At 70.0% G+C, this 19045-nt stretch carries 14 protein-coding genes and 1 pseudogene; 8 read left to right on the top strand and 7 right to left on the bottom strand.

What is annotated here, in order from left to right; all coding sequences use genetic code 11:
- Nucleotides 1-85: 85 nt before the first annotated feature.
- Entirely contained in the window at nucleotides 86-2017 is a 1932-nt protein-coding gene (locus tag ACZ6Z4_RS34010) for a TIGR03960 family B12-binding radical SAM protein (RefSeq protein ID WP_465574416.1), read from the top strand.
- Here ACZ6Z4_RS34010 and ACZ6Z4_RS34005 read toward each other — a convergent pair.
- The 3 genes from ACZ6Z4_RS34005 to ACZ6Z4_RS33995 form a co-directional block, all read right to left on the bottom strand.
- Nucleotides 2006-3388: an HAD-IA family hydrolase gene (locus tag ACZ6Z4_RS34005; RefSeq protein WP_465574413.1), complete on the bottom strand. Its 1383-nt coding sequence runs from the start codon at nucleotides 3386-3388 to the stop codon at nucleotides 2006-2008. The genes ACZ6Z4_RS34010 and ACZ6Z4_RS34005 overlap by 12 nt on opposite strands.
- A 55-nt stretch (nucleotides 3389-3443) precedes the next feature.
- Nucleotides 3444-5519 (bottom strand): glycoside hydrolase family 36 protein, encoded by a 2076-nt coding sequence (locus tag ACZ6Z4_RS34000; RefSeq protein ID WP_465574410.1) that lies wholly within the window; start codon nucleotides 5517-5519, stop codon nucleotides 3444-3446.
- A gap of 84 nt (nucleotides 5520-5603) precedes the next feature.
- Nucleotides 5604-6359, bottom strand: coding sequence for a DeoR/GlpR family DNA-binding transcription regulator (locus ACZ6Z4_RS33995; protein ID WP_363676098.1), 756 nt, complete (start codon nucleotides 6357-6359; stop codon nucleotides 5604-5606).
- 167 nt (nucleotides 6360-6526) lie between these two features.
- Between ACZ6Z4_RS33995 and ACZ6Z4_RS33990 the strand changes: the two genes are divergently transcribed.
- From ACZ6Z4_RS33990 to ACZ6Z4_RS33965, 6 genes are read left to right on the top strand one after another with little or no spacing between them, the layout of a single operon-like run.
- Nucleotides 6527-7888, top strand: a complete 1362-nt coding sequence (locus ACZ6Z4_RS33990; protein ID WP_465574405.1) for an ABC transporter substrate-binding protein — start codon at nucleotides 6527-6529, stop codon at nucleotides 7886-7888.
- Nucleotides 7885-8844, top strand: coding sequence for a carbohydrate ABC transporter permease (locus tag ACZ6Z4_RS33985; RefSeq protein WP_465574400.1), 960 nt, complete (start codon nucleotides 7885-7887; stop codon nucleotides 8842-8844). Before ACZ6Z4_RS33990 ends, ACZ6Z4_RS33985 begins: the two co-directional genes overlap by 4 nt.
- Nucleotides 8841-9677, top strand: coding sequence for a carbohydrate ABC transporter permease (locus ACZ6Z4_RS33980; RefSeq protein WP_465574398.1), 837 nt, complete (start codon nucleotides 8841-8843; stop codon nucleotides 9675-9677). Before ACZ6Z4_RS33985 ends, ACZ6Z4_RS33980 begins: the two co-directional genes overlap by 4 nt.
- 22 nt (nucleotides 9678-9699) lie before the next feature.
- Nucleotides 9700-11046: a family 4 glycosyl hydrolase gene (locus tag ACZ6Z4_RS33975; protein ID WP_465574396.1), complete on the top strand. Its 1347-nt coding sequence runs from the start codon at nucleotides 9700-9702 to the stop codon at nucleotides 11044-11046.
- Nucleotides 11043-12149, top strand: a complete 1107-nt coding sequence (locus tag ACZ6Z4_RS33970; RefSeq protein WP_465574392.1) for an SIS domain-containing protein — start codon at nucleotides 11043-11045, stop codon at nucleotides 12147-12149. Before ACZ6Z4_RS33975 ends, ACZ6Z4_RS33970 begins: the two co-directional genes overlap by 4 nt.
- Complete coding sequence (locus ACZ6Z4_RS33965; RefSeq protein WP_465574389.1) at nucleotides 12146-13228, top strand: N-acetylglucosamine kinase; 1083 nt, start codon at nucleotides 12146-12148, stop codon at nucleotides 13226-13228. The genes ACZ6Z4_RS33970 and ACZ6Z4_RS33965 overlap by 4 nt, the downstream gene beginning before the upstream one ends.
- Nucleotides 13229-13300: 72 nt before the next feature.
- On the opposite strand, the pseudogene ACZ6Z4_RS33960 reads toward ACZ6Z4_RS33965, so the two are convergent.
- The 3 genes and pseudogenes from ACZ6Z4_RS33960 to ACZ6Z4_RS33950 form a co-directional block, all read right to left on the bottom strand.
- Nucleotides 13301-13951: pseudogene (locus ACZ6Z4_RS33960) on the bottom strand (M28 family metallopeptidase); the annotation flags it as partial.
- A gap of 602 nt (nucleotides 13952-14553) precedes the next feature.
- A complete protein-coding gene (locus ACZ6Z4_RS33955) occupies nucleotides 14554-14724 on the bottom strand; it encodes a hypothetical protein (RefSeq protein ID WP_465574387.1) in 171 nt (56 codons plus the stop codon).
- A gap of 113 nt (nucleotides 14725-14837) precedes the next feature.
- Nucleotides 14838-17165, bottom strand: a complete 2328-nt coding sequence (locus tag ACZ6Z4_RS33950) for a DUF8189 domain-containing protein (protein ID WP_465574385.1) — start codon at nucleotides 17163-17165, stop codon at nucleotides 14838-14840.
- Between the two features lie 299 nt (nucleotides 17166-17464).
- On the opposite strand from ACZ6Z4_RS33950, the gene ACZ6Z4_RS33945 reads away from it, so the two are divergent.
- Complete coding sequence (locus ACZ6Z4_RS33945; RefSeq protein WP_465574381.1) at nucleotides 17465-18013, top strand: hypothetical protein; 549 nt, start codon at nucleotides 17465-17467, stop codon at nucleotides 18011-18013.
- Here the strand turns inward: ACZ6Z4_RS33945 and ACZ6Z4_RS33940 are convergent.
- Nucleotides 18006-18995, bottom strand: coding sequence for a GNAT family N-acetyltransferase (locus tag ACZ6Z4_RS33940; RefSeq protein WP_465574379.1), 990 nt, complete (start codon nucleotides 18993-18995; stop codon nucleotides 18006-18008). The genes ACZ6Z4_RS33945 and ACZ6Z4_RS33940 overlap by 8 nt on opposite strands.
- Nucleotides 18996-19045: the final 50 nt, after the last annotated feature.

The raw sequence follows: 19045 nt of genomic DNA, 5'->3' as shown, positions 1-19045 counted from the left end.
CCACAGCCTGCAACCGCCGGATGCGGGCCCAACCGGCCCCCGGCGTTAGGCTGGACGTGTTCTGTTCCCGTACGGAAGTGTCCTGATGACTGTCGAGTCGTTGTTCCCGCGCCTGGAGCCGGTGCTGCCGGGTGTGCAGAAGCCGATCCAGTACGTCGGTGGTGAGCTGAATTCGGTCAGTAAGGACTGGGACACGGCGAGTGTGCGCTGGGCGCTGATGTACCCGGACGCCTACGAGGTCGCGCTGCCGAACCAGGGTGTGCAGATCCTGTACGAGGTGCTGAACGAGCGCGAGCACATCCTCGCCGAGCGGACCTACTCGGTCTGGCCGGACATGGAGGCGGTGATGCGGGAGCACGGCATCCCGCAGTTCACGCTGGACAGCCACCGGCCGGTGCGGGCCTTCGACGTGTTCGGGCTGTCGTTCTCGACCGAGCTCGGGTACACGAACATGCTGACCGCGCTCGACCTGGCCGGGATCCCGCTGTACGCCGTCGACCGCACCGAGGACGACCCGATCGTGCTCGCCGGCGGCCACGCCGCGTTCAACCCCGAGCCGATCGCGGACTTCATCGACGCGGCGGTGCTCGGCGACGGTGAGGAGATCGTGCTCGCGGTCTCCGAGGTGATCCGGGAGTGGAAGGACGAGGGCCGCCCGGGCGGTCGCGACGAGGTGCTGCTGCGGCTGGCCAAGTCCGGCGGCGTCTACATCCCGAAGTTCTTCACCGTCGAGTACCTGCCCGACGGCCGGATCCAGCGCGTCGCCCCGAACAAGCCGGGTGTGCCGTGGCGGACGGCGAAGCACACGGTGATGGACCTCGACGCCTGGCCGTACCCGAAGAAGCCGCTGGTCCCGCTCGCCGAGACCGTGCACGAGCGCTACTCGGTGGAGATCTTCCGCGGCTGCACGCGCGGCTGCCGGTTCTGCCAGGCGGGCATGATCACCCGCCCGGTGCGCGAGCGCAGCATCACCACGATCGGCGACATGGTCGAGAACGGGCTCAAGCAGTCCGGGTTCGAGGAGGTCGGGCTGCTCAGCCTGAGCTCGGCCGACCACAGCGAGATCGCGGACGTCGCGAAGGGCCTCGGCGACCGGTACGAGGGCTCGAACGTCTCGCTGTCGTTGCCTTCGACAAGGGTCGACGCGTTCAACATCACGCTGGCCAACGAGTTCTCCCGCAACGGCCGGCGCAGCGGTCTGACCTTCGCCCCCGAGGGCGGCTCGGACCGGATGCGCAAGGTGATCAACAAGATGGTCAGCGAGGAGGACCTGATCCGCACCGTCGCGGCGGCGTACAGCCACGGCTGGCGGCAGGTGAAGCTGTACTTCATGTGCGGCCTCCCGACCGAGACCGACGAGGACGTGCTGGCGATCGCGGACCTGGCCAAGCGGGTGATCGCGACCGGCCGCGAGGTCTCCGGGCGCAACGACATCCGCTGCACGGTGTCGATCGGCGGGTTCGTGCCGAAGCCGCACACCCCGTTCCAGTGGGCGTCGCAGCTCGGCGTCGAGGAGACCGACGCGCGGCTGGCCAAGCTCGGCGCGGCGATCCGGTCGGACAAGAAGTACGCGAAGGCGATCGGTTTCCGGTACCACGACGGCAAGCCCGGCATCATCGAGGGCCTGCTGTCGCGCGGCGACCGCCGGGTCGGCCGGATCATCGAGGCGGTCTGGCGCGACGGCGGCCGCTTCGACGGGTGGAGCGAGCACTTCTCGTACGAGCGCTGGCTGGACTGCGCCGACAAGGCCCTGGCCGGCGAACCGGTCGACCTGGCCTGGTTCACCACGCGTGAGCGTGAGTACGCCGAGGTGCTGCCCTGGGACCACCTGGACTCCGGGCTGGACCGCGACTGGCTGTGGGAGGACTGGCAGGACGCGCTCGAGGAGGACGGCGCGATCGAGGTCGAGGACTGCCGCTGGACCCCGTGCTTCGACTGCGGGGTGTGCCCGCAGATGGGCACCGAGATCCAGATCGGCCCCACGGGCAAGAAGCTGCTCCCGCTGTCAGTCGTGTAGGCGGTAGATCGTCTCGCTGAGCGTCAGCTGCTCGGCGCTCGCCAGCACCAACCCATCGATGGTCGCGGGATCCACATAGGGGTTGGGGATCCCGAGGGTCCGCATGCCGGCTGCGGCCGCCGCCGCAACGCCGTGCGGGGTGTCCTCGACGGCCAGCGCAGCGCGGCCGGTCAGCGGCGCTCCCTCACCCACACCCTCGCCGAGCCGGGCCAGCGCGAGTTGGTACACCGCCGGATCCGGCTTGTGCTCATCGACCTCATCCCCGGTCGCCACCACGTCGAACAGCTCCAGCGCCCCCACCCGCTCCAGATGCCCAACCACCCACTCCCGCGCCGAGCTACTGGCGATCCCCACCCGAAGCCCCAACTCCCGGGCCTCCAGCAACCACTCCCGGATCCCCGGCCGGAAATCCATCGACGCATGCAGCCGATCCCGATGAGCAGTCCGCCGCGCATGACTCGCCGCCCGGTCGAACCCCGGCACCAGCGCCGCCAGCCGCTCGTACCGCGACTCGCTCATGTCACCCCCGTGCCCCGGCCAGAAATCATCACCGAGATCGAGCGACAGCCCGTGGTACGCCCACTCCGCCTGCCAGCTCTCGACCATCGTCGTCTCGGTGTCCATCAGCAGCCCGTCGAAGTCGAACACCACCGCCTCGATCTCCACCTCGGTCAGCAACCGCAGCCCCAACCGATGGATCTCGCGTGCGGTCAGCCCACAATGCGTCAGATAAGCCCGTACGCCGCCGTACCGCGAATCCACGTGCTCGAGCGCCGCGAAGATCGTCGAAGGCAACGACCGCCACACCACCCCCGCCGCTTCCCGTTCATCAGCAGGCAGCGCCGCGGTCCGCTCCAACGTCCCCAAGTTCGCCTCACTCAACGCGAAGTCGGCAGCGATGACCTCCCGCGGTACGCCGGCCACCTCCTGCAGCAACGCGACCAGCAGCCCGGTCCGATCCTTCCCCGACCGGCAGTGCACCACCACCGGCACCCCCAACGGCACCGCCGCGACAGCCCGATAAGCCTGCAGGATCTGCCCGACGTTCCGATCGAGACTCCCGCGATAGATGTCCGCCATCAACGGCTCGTCCTCAGCCACCCGCAACTTCTCCGCCACGGGATCGATCCACGGAATCCGCCGATACACTGCAGAGCCGTCCAACGGGTGCGCCTCGGTCATCTCCCAGTCCGACCGAAGATCCAGCACCAATCCAGCATCAACACCCCGGAACTCAGTCCACCCACGATCGTCCAACCGATGCAACGAGTCGCTCCGAATCAGCCCACCCACCGTGGTCCCGCCGTACCGCGTCGGCAACCCGGCGAGGTCCCGCGTGTTGAGGCATCCGCTCCAGCTGAGGTCCGTCACCCCTCAAAGGCTATGACACCGCCGAGAGGACCCCTCTCTCGGCGGTGCGGCAGGATCACCGGCGTTCGGCGATCACCAGCTGGAACTTCTCGAACGTCAGATGCACCGTGTTGTGCGAAGCATCGACCGTCCCCAGCGATGCCCCGGTGAACGGATCGCTCAGCCGGTAGCGCCCCCGCCCGAGCCCGCGCAGCTCGACCGTGCCGTCCCAGGAGTCGGCGTAGAACGCGTAGTGCAACGTCGAGTCCTTCGACACGACGTGCGCCTCCGGCTTGTCGAAGCCGATGTCGTACAGGTCGCCGCGGTACTCACCCGTGGGCAGCATGTGCTCCTTGTAGAGCGCGACCCACTTCTTCCACAGCACCTCCTTCTCCGGCGTGAGCACATTGCCGCGCCCAGGGCGCGTGCCGTCGGGGTCGTTCGGGTAGGTGAACTTCGTGGACAGCACCGCGCCGACGCCGTAGCTGGAGGCGAAGTCGTTGCGGCCGTCGCTGAGCTCGACGTGGTCGCCGGCGTAGCTGCTGCCGTGGCCCATCAGGGCCTTCATCGTCTTGCCCTTGTGCCGGACCTGGTACGACGACGTCGGGTCGGACGCCGGGTACTGGTCGACACCTGGCAGGTTGTGGAACGCGAACGCCGTACCGCACGGGCAGAGCTCGACGACCGCGTTGCGGTTGACCCGGTGCACGGCCTCGTGGATCGCCTTCCAGAACGTCGCGACGGCCTCGACCGACTCCTCGGGGCGGGCGTGCTTGTGCGCCGGGTTGTAGCAGGGCGCGACGGCGTTCAGGTGCTGGCCGTCGATCTTCAGACCCTCGTAGCCCCAGCTCCCGATGAAGCGACGAGCCTGGGCGACGAAGTAGTCGACGGTCGGCCGGTACGCCGGGCAGAGCGTCCACGCGTCCCACCAGGTCACCTGCTGCTTGTTGCCCTCGGCATCGAGCAGCAGCATGTCCGGCCGCTCGGCGAACAGGTTGCTGTCCGGGTCGGCAGCCAGCGGCGCCCACCACAGCCGCGGTCGCAGCCCGGCGTTCCGGATCTCCCGCGTGAAGGCCCGCATGTCCGCTTCGCCGCGCGGGAACTTGGCCAGGTTGATGTCCCAGTCGCCCTCGTTGGTCTGCCAGCCGTCGTCGAGGCCGGCCCACTTCAGCCCGACCTCGCGGACCTTCGGCAGCGTCCCGAGCACCTGCTCCACGGTGAAGTTGCGCTCGTACCCCCACGCGCACCAGATCGGCTCGTACGCCGTGTCCGCCACCCGCGGCGCGCGCAGCCCGACATCGCTCATGTAGTCGCGATACCGCTGCAGCGGCACGAAGTGGTCGCGCCGGTGCGCGGTCAGGAACGTCGTGTCGGTGGTCAGGTGCTGACCAGGCCGCAGCGTCCGCGGGGTGTCGCCCTCGATCGCGAGGCTCGCGCCGTCGGTGGTCTTGCGGACCGGCATCCGCAGGATCCGGGCCCGCGGCTCCAGGTGCCCCACCGACAGGCCGGCGCCGAGCCGCCACACCGACGCCATCGGCGTACCGCCGCCGTAGTCGGAGGCGTCCATGCCGAGCGAGTTCGCCTGGAAGAAGTCGTCGGTGACCGGCTGCACCCAGTCGCGCCGGTCCTCGTGCGTGCTGCCGGAGAAGGTGTAGAACCCACCCGGCTTCTGCAGCAGCTCGTGCGCGCCGCTGCGCCACCCCGCGACCTCGACCGCGCGGTGGGACTTGTTGGTGTACGTCACCTGCATCACGGTCATCCCGGGCAGCCGCTCGTACGACGTCAGCTCGACCGTCTTCCGGACGCCCTGCGCGGAGTCGCCGTCGACGGTGACCTGGAGGCCGGCGCCGTGCCGCGGATGGCGGATCTTGCGGGTCTTCCGCCCGCGGTAGCGGAAGTCCTCGACAGCCGTTCCGTCCTTCAGGAGCAGGGATTCGCTGGCGTCGAAGCGGGTGACGGTGGAGCCCAGGACGGTGACCCGGCTGTGCAGCCGGTCGTCGAGCTCCAGGGTGATGGACGGGTCGCCGACGCCGAGGAAGCCGGTGCCGGGGTGGTGGGGCGCGGGCGTCGCGCTCGCGCTCTCGGTCAGGGTCGGAAGGGCTGCCAGTCCGGCGCCCCCCAGGGCTATTTTCAGTACTGTTCGCCGCAACATGACCAGAAAAGTATGAATGCAAACAACTTTGGTCAAGAGCGAGCATCAAGTGCGCAACACATTGCGCACTCGCGCAGCCCCTGCTCAGACAGCGAAAACCTGGACGCCGGCCTGCCGCAGCGCCGCCAGCTGCTCGGGCTGAGCACCCCGGTCGGTGACCACGTCGGTGACGCCCGAGAGCAGGCTGATCCGCGCGAACGTGACCCTCCCGATTTTGGTGCTGTCGGCAACTACCACGCTGCGCCGGGCCCGGCTCAGGAAGGCCAGATCGGTCTGCGCCTCCATCTCGTCGTACGTCGTACAGCCCTCCTCCGGTGTCAGCCCGTCGACCCCGATGAAGGCCAGGTCGAGGTGGTAGTTCGACAGCATCGCCTCGGCCGCCGGCCCGACCAGCTCGTACGACGGTCGCGCGATCCCACCGACCACGACGAGCCGGATTCCCGCGTGCCCGGCCAGCTCGGCAGCGATGTTGATCGCGTTCGTCACCACGGTGATCCCGCGCCGTTCGGACAGCGCACGGGCGAGCTCGAGCACCGTCGTGCCGCCGGTCATCCCGACCACCGCGCCGTCGGCGATCAGCGCCGCCGCGGCCCGGCCGATGGTGCGTTTCTCGCGCTGGTGCAGCGCCGCCTTGACCCGCGTCGGGACCTCGTCGCCGGCCGAGTTGGCGGTCGCGCCGCCGTGGGTCCGGACCAGCAGCTGGCTGCGGCTCAGCGACTGCAGGTCGCGACGGATCGTCGCCCCGGAGACGCCCAGGGCGGCGGCCAGTTCGGCGACGTCCACCCGGCCCCGTTCCCCGACCTGGTCGAGGATCGAGCTCAATCGTTCTGCCTTGCGCACGACCGGCACTGTAGCAACCTCCGCCTGAGCAACTTTTGCGCACTTGATCATTTTTCTGCGCATGCATTCGAATTCCTTGACCATTTTTGATCACGGAACTACGTTCTCGTCAAATTCAGGCGCTGGGATGCGCAGATGCGCGTCGGCCGCTACCCCGTGGAGAAACCATGCTGAGGATCAAACGCCGGACCGGAACACCGATCGGCACGTCGCGACGGACTGCTCTGGTGGCGGGTCTGACCGGGTTGGCCGTCGTACTCGCGGCCTGCGGCGGTGGTGGCGGCGACAGCAAGGCCAGTGGCGGATCGACCGAGACCAGCGGCGTGACGATCACCGTCGCGCTCGCCTCGGACCCGCCGCCGAAGGCCGCGCTCGCCGACTTCACCAAGCAGACCGGCATCACGGTGAACTGGGTCAACCTCGACTGGGACAGCCTGCAGAACAAGATCTCCGCGGCTGCCACGGCGAACACCTACTTCGCCGACGCCACCAACGTGGACTGGTCGCGGGTCGGGCAGCTCGGCAAGCTCGGCTGGTACTACCCGATGGGCGACTACGTCGACACCAAGTCGATGGAGGCCGACGTCCCGCAGCTCGCGTCGTTCGTCAGCGACGGCAAGGTGGTCGGCATCCCGTACGACGCCTCGTTCATGGTGACCACGGTGAACACCGAGATGTTCACCAAGGCCGGCGCGAACCCGGCGCCGAAGACCATCGACGAGTACACCGCGGCGCTGAAGGCGATCAAGGCCAAGGGCATCGTGGAGCACCCGCTGAACATCCCGTTCGCCGCGGCCGAGGGGCTGTCGACGTACTGGTACGAGACCACCGGCGCGTTCGGCGGATCGGTGCTGGACAAGGACGGCAAGCCGCAGTTCACCACGCCCGACTCGGCCGGCTGGAAGGCCGCCCAGTGGATGGTGGACGCGCTCAAGACCGGCCTCGTCCCGCCGGGCAACATCAACGTCACCGACTCCCAGGGCCAGCAGACCCTGATGGCCAAGGGCGTCGTCGCGAGCACCTTCTCGGACTACTCCGGCACGGTCGGGACCCTGTACGGCATCAAGGACTCGTCCTCGGTGGTCGGCAAGGTCAAGTACATCCCGACCCCCGGGGCCACCGGCCCGGCCGCGAACCTGAGCAACCCCGACGGGATCGGCATCCCGAAGAAGGCCAAGTACCCGAACGCGGCGGCGAAGTTCATCGAGTGGTTCACCGCCACCGAGCAGCAGGCCGACTTCTCCGGCGTGAACGGCCCGGACAAGACGATGCCGGGCTACCCGATGCCGTCGCACCTGTCCGCGGTGAAGCAGCTGACCGCCAAGGGCAGCCTGATCGGCGGCTCCGACCTCGAGCCGATGCTGCAGGGGTCGAAGCCGGTCTTCGAGGGCGGTGCGCCGTCGTGGTACCCGAAGTTCTCCAACGCCGTCTACACCAACCTGCACGCCGCCGCGACCGGTTCGCTGTCGGTCGAGCAGGCGATGAAGGCGATCGGTGACACCGCGACCGAGCTGGCGTCCGGGTCGTGAGCTCACCGACCACGCACCCGGAGGCGACGGCGGACCGGCCGCCGTCGCCTCCGGGCCGGCCCGCGCCCGGCGTGACCCCGGTACGCCGCTCGCGCGTCGACCTGCTGCCGTACCTGCTGATCGCGCCGGTGATGGTGTTCATCGCGCTGCTGGCGCTGGTCCCGGCGGTGACGACGGTCGTCCAGTCGTTCTTCCGGGTCGACGCGCTCGACCCGCCGACCCGCTTCGACGGGTTCGGCAACTTCGTCCGGCTGGCCGGTGACAAGGCCGTCCAGGGCAGCATCGGCAACACCGTGTTCTACGTCGTGGTCGGGGTCGTGCTGTCGACGCTGATCGGGATCGGCGCGGCCGTCGTGCTGCAGAAGCCGTTCCGCGGCCGCAGCCTGGTGATCGCCGTACTGATCCTGCCGTGGGCGCTGCCCGGCGCGGTCGGTGGTGTGCTGTGGACGGGGATCTTCGACCCGAACGCCGGCCTGGTCAACAGCGTCCTGTCGACGCTGCATCTCAGCGACGGCGACGCCGTCCTGCTCGGGCAGAACCGGTTGCTCACGATCACGCTGATCGAGCTCGTCCAGGTCTGGCAGATCGCGCCGTTGTCGGTGCTGCTGATCCTGGCCGTGCTGCAACTGATCCCCGACGAGCTCTACGAGGCCGCGCAGATCGACGGCTGTACGCCGTGGACGGCGTTCCTGCGGATCACGCTCCCGCTGGCCCGGCCGGGGATCGCGGTGACCATGGTCCAGGCCGTGATCGCGACGCTGAACGTCTTCGACCAGCCGTACGTCCTGAACGGCGCGGCCAACACCGGAGCCTCGATCACGATGCAGACCTACTTCATCAGTTTCCAGGATCTCGACTTCGGTGGAGGCTACGCGTTGTCGCTGCTGATCACGATCGTCACGCTGGTCATCTCGCTGCTGGTGATCCGCCTGGTCTACCGCCGGGTGGAGATGTGAAGCGCCGGACGCGCGGGCTGCGCGGGTTCGGGGTCGCGATGATCCTGCTCTGGTCGCTGGTGCCGATCTACTGGGCGATCAAGACCAGCCTGCAGACCGAGGCCGACGCCCGGGCGAAGCCGGCCCACTACCTGCCGACCGGTGCGACGCTGAAGAACTACACCGCGCTGCTCGGCGGCGACGGCGACGTACCGGCGCAGATCAGGCGGTCCGCGGTCAACATCGTCATCGAGTGCGGCGCCGCGACAGTCCTGACCGTGCTGCTGGCCACGCTGGCGGCGTACGCGTTCGCGCGGATGCAGTTCCGCGGCAAGACCGTGCTGTTCTACGCCGTGATCGCGACGATGGCGTTCCCGGCGTACACGACGCTGATCCCGCTGTACCGGATCATGAGCACCTTCGGTCTGGTCAACACCTACACCGGGATCGTGCTCGTCTACGTCTCGGGATTCCTGCCGCTGGCCACGTGGATCCTGCACAACTACTTCGCGAGCCTGCCGAGCGGGATCGAGGAGGCCGGTCTGGTCGACGGCGCGCACCGGCTCCAGGTGCTTTGGCACCTGCTGCTGCCGCTGGCGCGTCCCGGCATCATCTCGACCGCGCTGATCACGTTCCTGTTCGCCTGGGGACAGTTCCTGTTCCCGCTGGTCCTGTCCAGCGACCTGTCCACCCAGCCGCTGACCGTGGTGATCGCCTCGCTGCAGGGCCGGCACGTGGTGCCGTCGACGCTGCTGAACGCCGCCGGCGTGCTGGCGATCGTCGTACCGGCGGTCCTGGCGCTCGCCTTCAACCGCTACATCGTCAACGGCCTGCTGGCCGGCAGCACCAAGTGACTTTCTCTGAGAGGAACCCTGAGTGAGTGAGAACTCGATCGTCCTGATCGGCGCGGGGAGCACGGTGTTCACACCGGGGCTGATGACCGATCTGGCGTCGTGCCGTACGTTCGGCGGCTGGACCGTGCACCTGGTCGACCTGAACGGTGAGGCCGCGGAGACGATGGCCCGGGTCGGCCGCCGGATCGCGGCCGAACGCGGCGCCGACCTGCGGTTCGTGCCGCACGTCGACCGCCTGGAGGCGTTGCCCGGGGCCCGGTTCGTGACGACCACGATCGCCGTCGGTGCCGCGGCCGGCTGGCGGTCCGACGTGGAGGTGCCGGCCCGGTACGGGATCGCGCAGACGGTCGGCGACAGCGTCGGTCCGGGCGGTGTGCTGCGGGCGCTGCGGCACGTCCCGGAGCTGGTCGCGATCGCCGAGGACGTGGCGGATCTGGCGCCGGAGGCGCAGCTGATCAACTACTCGAACCCGCTGACGGCGAACGTCCGTGCGATCACCGCGCAGACCGGAGTCAAGGCGGTCGGGCTCTGCCACGGCACCATGCACACGCTGTCGAAGCTGACCGCCGATCTCGGCGTACCGGCGGGGGAGGTGCACGCCGTCTTCGCGGGGCTGAACCACCTGTGCTGGCTGCTCGACCTGCGTCGGGGTGCCGAGGATCTGTACCCGTTGCTGCGCAAGGCGGTCGCCGACCGCGCCGGTGGCGCGGACGCGCCGTCCACGCGGGAGGAGGGTGTGCACCTGCCTGTCTCGGCGGACCTGATGAACACCTTCGGCCTGTACGCCGCCCCGGGGGATCGGCACGTGGCCGAGTTCTTCGGGCACTACCTGCGAGCACGCGACGGCGGGCCCGCGGACGAGAAGGACCTGCCCTGGGGTCTGCAGGGCGGGCGCGACGCGACGATGGAGTACATCGGCGAGAAGGACGATCTCTGGGAGCTGCTGCACGCGCAGGCCGACGGTACGGCGCCGCTGCCGCAGACCGACAACCAGGAGGCCGAGCGGCTGGTGGCGATCGCGGAGGCGCTGGTCACCGGACGGGACCACGTCGAGCTGGCGGTGAACCTGCCGAACCAGGGCAAGATCAGCAACCTGCCGCCGGACGCCGTCGTCGAGGTCCCGGCTGTCGTCGGGGCTGCGGGGATCACCGGGCTCGGCGTCGGCGCGTTGCCGGACGGCATCGCCGCCGTGCTGACCGCGCGGGCGCAGCAGCAGGAGATCACCGTGCAGGCGGCGCTGACGGGGGACCGGGCGCTCGCCGTACAGGCGCTGGTGCTCGACCCGCTCGTCCAAGGGCTGGAGATCGCGACGAACATTCTCGACGACGCGATCGCCGCGCACGGCGGCACGATGGAGCGGTTCGCATGACCGTCGACGAGCTCGCCACCCATCGTGAAGTGTTCCAGCAGCCGGGTGTCTGGCGAGAAGCTGCTGCGCTGCTGGCCGATCGCCGCGACGAGGTGGATGCGTTCCTTGCGCCGCTGCTGGCCCGGCCCGACCTTCGGATCGTGCTGACCGGTGCCGGTACGTCGGCCTTCGCCGGTGAGGTTCTGGCCCCCGCGTTGACCCGCGCGCTGCGGCGTCGGGTGGACGCGGTCGCGACGACCGACATCGTGTCCAACCCGCGCGAGGTCTTCGCCGAGCAGGTGCCGACGCTGCTCGTCTCGTTCGCGCGCTCCGGCGACAGCCCGGAGAGCGTCGCCGCGACGCAGCTCGCGACGAGCTGTCTCGACTCGGTGCACCAGCTGGTGATCACCTGCAACGCCGACGGCCGGCTCGCTCGGGAGCACGACGAGTCGGCGAAATCCCTCGTCCTGCTGATGCCTCCGGCAACGAACGACCGTGGTTTCGCGATGACGTCGAGCTTCACCTCGATGCTGCTCACCGCGTGGCTTGCGCTCGCGCCCGGGCAGGAGCCCGATCTCGCCGATCGGCTCGCTGCAGGCGCCGAGCAGGTGTTGAGCCGGGCCGACGATGTCGCGAAGCTGACCGCTGGTGGCTATGACCGGGTGGTCTATCTCGGCAGCGGTCCGCTGGGCGGGCTGGCCCGCGAGTCTGCGCTCAAGCTGCTCGAGCTCACTGCGGGTGAGGTCGTCAGTTACTACGACACCGCGCTCGGGTTCCGGCACGGGCCGAAGGCGGTGCTTCGGGCGGGGACGCTCGCTGTGGTCTACCTGTCCAACGACGCTTACACGCGGCAGTACGACCTGGATATCGCCGCGGAGCTGCGGAATGCGATCGGTGCCGAGAACGTGCTGGTGATCAGCGCTGGAGAGTCACCCGACGCGTGGCAGCTCGACGGGCTGGCCGGTGTCGACGACGCGGCGCTGGCGCTGCCGTTCGTGGTGATCGCGCAGCTGCTCGCGCTGCGGTTCTCACTGCGGCTGGGCCGTACGCCGGACAACCCGTTCCCGGACGGCGAGGTGAACCGCGTGGTCGAGGGCGTGACGATCCACCCGCTGCCGCGATGACGAACGCGATCGGTCAGCCGGCGCCGCCTGCCGGCGCCCCCGCGGTCTACCTCGGGGTCGACGGCGGCGGCTCAGGCACAGCACTGTGCCTGCTCTCCGGCGACGGCGAGCTGCTCGCCACCGCGGAGGCGCCCAGCTGCTACTACCTGGACGCCGCCGACGGCGAGGGCGTCGGGCTCGTCCGCCGGGTGCTGGCCGAGGCGGTCCCGAAGATCTGCGCCACCGCGGGCATTGAGCCGACCGACATCACCTCGGCGTTCTTCGGCCTCCCGGCGTACGGCGAAGTGAGCGCGGACCTCCCCGAGCTCGACGCGGCACCGCGCGCCGCGCTCGGCCACGACCGCTACAGCTGCGGCAACGACATGATCTGCGGCTGGGCGGGTTCGCTGGCGCTGGCCGACGGGATCAACGTCATCAGCGGCACCGGTTCGATGACCTACGGCCGGCGCGGTGACCACGGGATCCGCGTCGGTGGCTGGGGCGAACTCTTCGGCGACGAGGGATCGGGCTACTGGATCGGGATCGAGGGCCTGCGGGCGTTCGCGCAGATGAGCGACGGGCGGCTGCCCCAAGGCCCGCTGCTCGGCGTACTGCGCGAACATCTCGGGCTCACCGCCGACCTCGACCTGGTCGACGTGGTGCTGAACCGGTGGCGGGGGAGCCGGCGGGCGATCGCGGCGCTGTCGCGTCCTGTCGTCGAGGCGGCGCGGCTCGGCGACGAGGCCGCGGCCGGGATCGTCCGGGCCGCGGCGGCCGAGCTGGTCCGCCTGGTCGAGGCCACCCGGACGGGCCTCGGGTTTCCGGCAGCCGACAAGGTGCCGGTGTCCTACTCGGGCGGCGTACTGACCGCGCCGGAGGTGCTCGCCGAGTTCACCAGGGCGCTCGGCGACGGCTACGACCTCCGGACGCCGGTGCACAGCCCGGTGATCGGCGCCGCCCTGTACGCCGCGCTAACTGACGACACCTCCGAGGGACTCGTAGTCGCGCCAACTCGTGCCGTCCCAGGCTCGGTGGTACATCGCGTGGTCGGTGCCGACGACGAAGACGTCGAGCAGCCCGGGCCCGCGCGAAACGACTGACCCCGCCGGCCGCGGACGCGCGATCGGCGCTTCGACCTCCACCAACCACCCAGCGAGTGCCGCAGCGTTCATCCGCAGGATCTCCGCCGCCAGCGGCCAGTTCAGCGTGCTCAACGTGTCCGCGGCCGAGTGGATGTTGCCGTTGGCACTGTCCGCGCCCTCGATCGTCAGCAGCGCGGGCATCCCGGCGTTGATGAACGGCACGTGGTCGCTCGCGAACGGGTTGAACGAGGTCTCCACCTTCAACCCGGTGTACGTCGCCGCGGCCGCGGTCAGGTCCCTCATCTGGCCCGACGAGACCGACGCACCCTCGAGCAGCACGGTCGGGGTCGACGTGTTCTTCGACGCGATCATGTCCATGTTGAGCACCGCGCGCACCCGCGCCCGCTCAGCAGCCGGCAGCGCGGCGACGTACTGCTTGCTGCCGTGCAGTCCCTGCTCCTCCCCGCCGAAGAGGATCAGCCGTACGTCGTGCTGCCAGGTCCGCGTCGCCAGCACCCGACCCAGCTCCAGTACGCCGGCCGAGCCGCTGCCGTTGTCGTCCGCACCGGGTGCTGACGCGGCGGGACCGCCGGAGTGGTTGATCGAGTCGAGGTGCGCCGTGATCAGCACCAGCGAACGCGGCCCCGGGCCGACGCCTGGGCGGTCGCCGACCAGGTTCTCCGAGTGACCGGCGCCGACCGTGATCGGCAGCCGCGTCGTGGTGTAGCCGAGGGCCACCATCTTCGCCGCGGCGAAGTCGACGGCCTGCGTGTACGTCGTACTCAGCGAGTGCCGGGTCGGCAGGCTCGCGAGCCAGGTCAGGTCCGCCTGGTACGCCGCGGGGGAGAGCTCGGCGAGCAGGTCGGTGACGGTCCGCTCGACCCGTTGCGCCCCGAGGGGAGGGACGTCGACGACGACCCCGGGACGCAACGGTTCGACGCGCCAGTGGTGGTTCGACCTCCGGCGCGGCTTGTCGGCGGCGGAGATCACCAACTGACGGCCGTGATCGAGCAGCGGCACCACGTCGGGGTGGTCGTCCTGGAACGACCGCCCGACCTGGGTCACCAGCAGCAGACCGGGTACGGTCCGCGAGGCGCGGCCGAGCCGCTGCGCGGCGGCGCACCACAGGATGGTGCGGTCGCCGAGCCGGGCGGCCCGCTGCGCGTCCGCGGCCTCGGCCGCGGGTACGACGAGGTAACGCACGGGTTCACTCACGACATCCCCCAAACTCCTTCGATGGTCCTCGGGCCGGCATCGACCCGGCCGACGGTGCCGGCCCGGGATCGGCGCCGGCTCCGGCCCGGCATCGGTCCGGCCCGGCGCCCGCACCGGCCCCGCCGCCCTCACTGCCAAGCGAGCTCCAGCCGGTCGCCGGTGACCGCGACCACCAGCGCCGAACCCGTCGCGCCCCGGGCGATCACCCCCGACGGCTCCCACTGACCCAGGTGCTCCTCGGGCGCGTCCCCGCGACCGATCAGGCGCTCGACGAAGGTCCCGTCGGCGCGGAACTCCACCCCCCGCCGGCCACGGGCCGGCGGGAAGGCGAAGTCGTCGCGGCGGTAGACGCTGATCCCGTCGTGGTCCTCCTCGAAGGAGTGCGTCCACCGCCCGAGCAGCGGTTCGGTGCTCAGCTCGTCACCACCTCCGCGATGGTTGCCTTCGGCATCATCGCGGGCGCGGCGCCGGGCGCCGGGGCGGGCAGCGTCACCTTGAAGTCGCTGATGATCCCGCCGAGCGGCTCGTACCCGGTGACCGACGGTCCCCAGGCCGATCCGTCCCACCACTTGTGGTAGAGCCCGCCGTCGGTACCGACCACGAACACGTCCAGCCGGTCGCTGTCCCACGCGGTCACCCGCGGGTCGTCGACGCAGATCCCGCCCAGGTACTCGAAACCGGACCACGCCGTCCCGTCGTACCACTGGTGGTAGAGCGCCGAGTCGGTGCCGAGAACGAACACGTCCAGCCGGTCCTCGCCCCACGAGACCGCCGTCGGGGCGCTCGCGCAGATCCCGCCGAGCGACGCCCAGCCCGACCACGCCGTACCGTTCCAGGACTGGTGGTAGAGCGCCGAGTCGGTGCCGAGCACGAACAGGTCGATCCGGTCCGGGCCCCACGAGACCACGGTCGGCGGGCTGGTGCAGATGCCGCCGAGCGACTCGAAGCCCGACCAGGCCGAGCCGTCCCACCACTTGTGCCAGACCGCGTTGTCGGTGCCGAGCACGAACACGTCGAGCCGGTTCTCACCCCACGACACGACCTGCGGCGGGCTCATGCAGATGCCGCCGAGGTACTCGTAGCCATCGACCGACGGTCCCCAGGCCGATCCGTCCCACCACTTGTGGTAGATCGCGCGGTCGGTGCCGAGCACGAACAGGTCCAGCCGGTCCGGTCCCCAGGTCGCGACCCGCGGCGGGCTCATGCAGATCCCGCCGAGTGCCTCGTAGCCGGTGGCCGACGGCTGCCAGGACGAGCCGTCCCACGCCTTGTGGTAGACGCCGTGGTCCGTGCCGAGGACGAACGCGTCCAGCCGGTCGGGTCCCCAGGACGCCACTTCCGGAGCACTCATGCAGACACCACCCATGTACTCGTACCCGCCGACCGACGGTCCCCAGGCCGATCCGTCCCACCACTTGTGGTACATCGCCCGGTCGGTGCCGAGCACGAACGCGTCCAGCCGGTCACCACTCCACGAGACCACCGGCCCGGCCGGCGTCGGCGCGCCGGCTTCGGCGTACGAGGAGATGAGGTCGGTCCGGACCGTGTCCAGGCAGGCCTCCATCCGGGCCACCTGGTCGTTGCTGAACATCACCATGCCGCGGTCGTCGGTGTAGTCCATGTAGTTCACGAACAGGTCGCCGTTCGGCCCGTTGCTGCACGAGACCTTCGGGAACGCCGGTACGCCGAAGTTCGGGCCGCCCTGGTTCGGGGTGTCGGCGACCTCGTCGCTGCCGGAGCAGCCCGACCCGTCGTCGCCCCAGATGTGGAACAGGTTCAGGTAGTGGCCGATCTCGTGCGTCGTGGTCCGGCCGAGGTCGAACGGCGCGGCCGCCGTACCGGTGGTGCCGAACCCGCTGTGCAGGATGACGACGCCGTCGGTGTCGGCCGGTCCGCCCGGGAACTGGGCGTAGCCGAGCAGGCCGCCGCTGAGCTGCGCGACCCAGACGTTCAGGTACCGGTCGGTCGGCCACGGGTCGACACCGCCGGTCGCCGACGACTTGATCTGGTCGTCGTGCGTGAACGAGGTCTTGCTGGTCTGCGTCCGGGTGACGCCGGTGGTCGGGTTGCCGCCCGGGTCCTCGGTGGCCAGGAAGAACTCGATCCGCGCGTCGGCGACCAGTCCGGTGAACGGCGCCGGCACGAACCCGAGGTCGGTGTTGGTGGCGCGGAAGTCGCGGTTCAGGACGTCGATCTGGCTGTCGATCTGCGCCTGCGAGACGTTCTGCACCGGCGTGTTCCAGACGACGTGCACGACCACCGGGATCTTCGCGACGCCGGTGAAACGGTGCTCGCGGGCCACGTACTGCGTCGTCGCGTTCTCCAGGGCCGACCGCGCGGCGGCGTACGCCGGGTCGCTGGACAGCAGCCGGCGGTGCACGTCCATGACGCCGCAGTTGCGCCGCGAGGGCCGCTCGACGTCCCCGCCGGAGCCGCTGTTGGTACCGCTCATCCCACCGCTTCCGCTGGGCCCGCTCGACATGCCGCCGGGCATCCCGCCGGACCCGCCGGCGCTGGATGCTTCCGGCATCCCCGGTCCGGACGCGGGCCCGCTCGTGCTGCCGGGACCGGAGGCCCCAGGCATCCCGGCACCGCCACCCCCACCCGCGACCTCGCCCGGCATGCTCATCCGCGCGGCGCCGGTGGTCCCGTTGTGGTGCGGCTCGCCGGGCATCCCCGGCATCCGGTCGGGATCGTTCCCGTGGATCTTGTCCGCTCTCCCGTTGGCCTTTCTCGGCATTGCTCCCCCTAGGTGCACAGGGGCGACAGGCAGGACGGCACCCGCCACCGCGCTCCCCGAGCGCGCACCGACGGTCCCGGACCAACGACGCTTCCCAGATCCCCCAGACCCACGCATCAGCTGAAGCCGGGCTCTGACCCGGCCTCCCCTACGGACAGGCGGCCCCCACGTCACTGTCCGTTTCTCACCATGCGCCGTACGCCCGTACAGCACAAGACCTCAGCGCCTGGTAACCAGATTCACCGAAACCCCAGCAAACGTTGGAGAATTGCTTGAAACCTCAAGGGGGAGGCCGCCCGATGCGCCGTGAACTGTCCGTCCCGTTCGAGACCCGTGGTGAGCGCGGCCTCGTCAACGTCCGCGTCCTGGCCAACGACGACCCGTGGGCGTCGGGGCACCAGCTGGTCGTGCCCGACCTGGACGCCGAGACGTTCCGCGGCTTCCCGATCTGTACGGCGACGCTGCGGTACCACGGGCAGGGCCTGAACGCGGTGATGGGCTGGATCCAGGTGGTCAGCCGCAGCTTCGACGCGTCCACGACCGTCGACGCCCTCCCGTACTTCGCCGGCGCCGCGCCGTTCTCCGGCTACGGCCACCTGCCGACGTTCTTCGACGCCCCGGCGAACCCCGACCACCCGGACGGCGTCTGGACCGCGACCACGTTCCTCACCGTCGTCCCCGACGTGATCCGCACCCACCACGTCGTCCCGGTCGCCGCGTTCACCTGGGGCTACCGCCTGGTCGGCGGTCATCCGTCGACCCTCGACCCCGAACGCCGCGACCACACCGACTGGTCCGGGCACCGCGGGGTCCTCGAACGCGACTACCCCAACTGGACGTTCAGCTGAGCTCGCGCTCGAACGCGACGCGGTGATCGCTGGCCCGGAACCCGAGCTTCGCGTTCACCGCGATCATCGGCGCGTTCTCCGGCGCGTTCCAGGTATGCACCACCGCCGGCTGCTCCAACGACGCCTGCAAGGCCTTCAAGTTGGGAATCTTGACCGCAATCCCCAACCCACGCCCACGATGCTCACGCCGTACGAAGGTGTCGTTCTGGAACAACCGCTCCGGCGCCGCCCGGTTCCCACTCATCTGCGTGTACGCCGCCAGCCGCCCGTCGGCGTCGACCGCCACGGTCGTCTGCGTGAACCGCCCCTGCTCGACCCGCCAGGCCTCCCGCGCGGCGAGCCGCTCCGGCGTCCACACCTGCACCTCGACGCTCCGATCGCCGTGCGGCACGTCGCGGCTCATCGTCGTGTACGCGTCGGCGAACTCCTCCAGCCACGCGTCCGGCGTCCGGTCCGTCCACTGCACCAGCTCGTACCCCGGAACCGCGCGCTCGAGCCCGTCGATCACCGAGTCGTCCAGCGGCAGCTCGATCACCTGATGCAGCTCGGTGTGCTTCTGCACGAACCCACGCGCCTCCGCGAACGCCGTACCGGAGCTGGCGCCGGTCGCCGCCTCCGCGATCACCGAGCCGGTCAGCAACGTCCGCCCGTCGGCGTGTGCCCGCTTGATGACCTCCTCCAGCAAGCGTGAGCCGACGCCCTGCCGACGGAACCGCGGGTCGACCGCGATCTCGACGTCGAGCGCGTGCGTGTTCTCGCTCAGCCACCAGTCGAGCCAGACCATCCCGAGCCAGGTGTCGCCGTCCACGAGCCCGAGCCCGTTCGACCGCTCGTCCGGGCTGTCCGCGGTGAACAGCCCGCGCGCCTCCGGCATCGCGAGCCCGACCGGGAACTCCTGCTCGGTACGGCGTACCTGGTCCCGGACCGCGAAGAACTTCTCGAACACGACCGGGTCGCGCCCGTCCACCTCGACGATCTGCATCCGCCGACCCTATGTGGAGCTGTTGGCGGCCCGCGCATGCTTTTTCGCCG

It is taken from the genome of Kribbella sp. NPDC104740, assembly GCF_055583505.1.
The sequence above is the reverse complement of the archived record's forward strand: the minus strand, read 5'-3'. Positions and strand labels throughout refer to the sequence as shown.

Excerpts from the sequence above, each read along its gene's own strand:
- ACZ6Z4_RS34000 (WP_465574410.1), bottom strand. The coding sequence starts at position 5,519 with ATGTTGCGGCGAACAGTACTGAAAATAGCCCTGGGGGGCGCCGGACTG.
- ACZ6Z4_RS34010 (WP_465574416.1), top strand. The coding sequence starts at position 86 with ATGACTGTCGAGTCGTTGTTCCCGCGCCTGGAGCCGGTGCTGCCGGGT.
- ACZ6Z4_RS33945 (WP_465574381.1), top strand. The coding sequence starts at position 17,465 with ATGCGCCGTGAACTGTCCGTCCCGTTCGAGACCCGTGGTGAGCGCGGC.
- ACZ6Z4_RS33990 (WP_465574405.1), top strand. The coding sequence starts at position 6,527 with ATGCTGAGGATCAAACGCCGGACCGGAACACCGATCGGCACGTCGCGA.
- ACZ6Z4_RS33970 (WP_465574392.1), top strand. The coding sequence starts at position 11,043 with ATGACCGTCGACGAGCTCGCCACCCATCGTGAAGTGTTCCAGCAGCCG.
- ACZ6Z4_RS33950 (WP_465574385.1), bottom strand. The coding sequence starts at position 17,165 with ATGCCGAGAAAGGCCAACGGGAGAGCGGACAAGATCCACGGGAACGAT.
- ACZ6Z4_RS33965 (WP_465574389.1), top strand. The coding sequence starts at position 12,146 with ATGACGAACGCGATCGGTCAGCCGGCGCCGCCTGCCGGCGCCCCCGCG.
- ACZ6Z4_RS33940 (WP_465574379.1), bottom strand. The coding sequence starts at position 18,995 with ATGCAGATCGTCGAGGTGGACGGGCGCGACCCGGTCGTGTTCGAGAAG.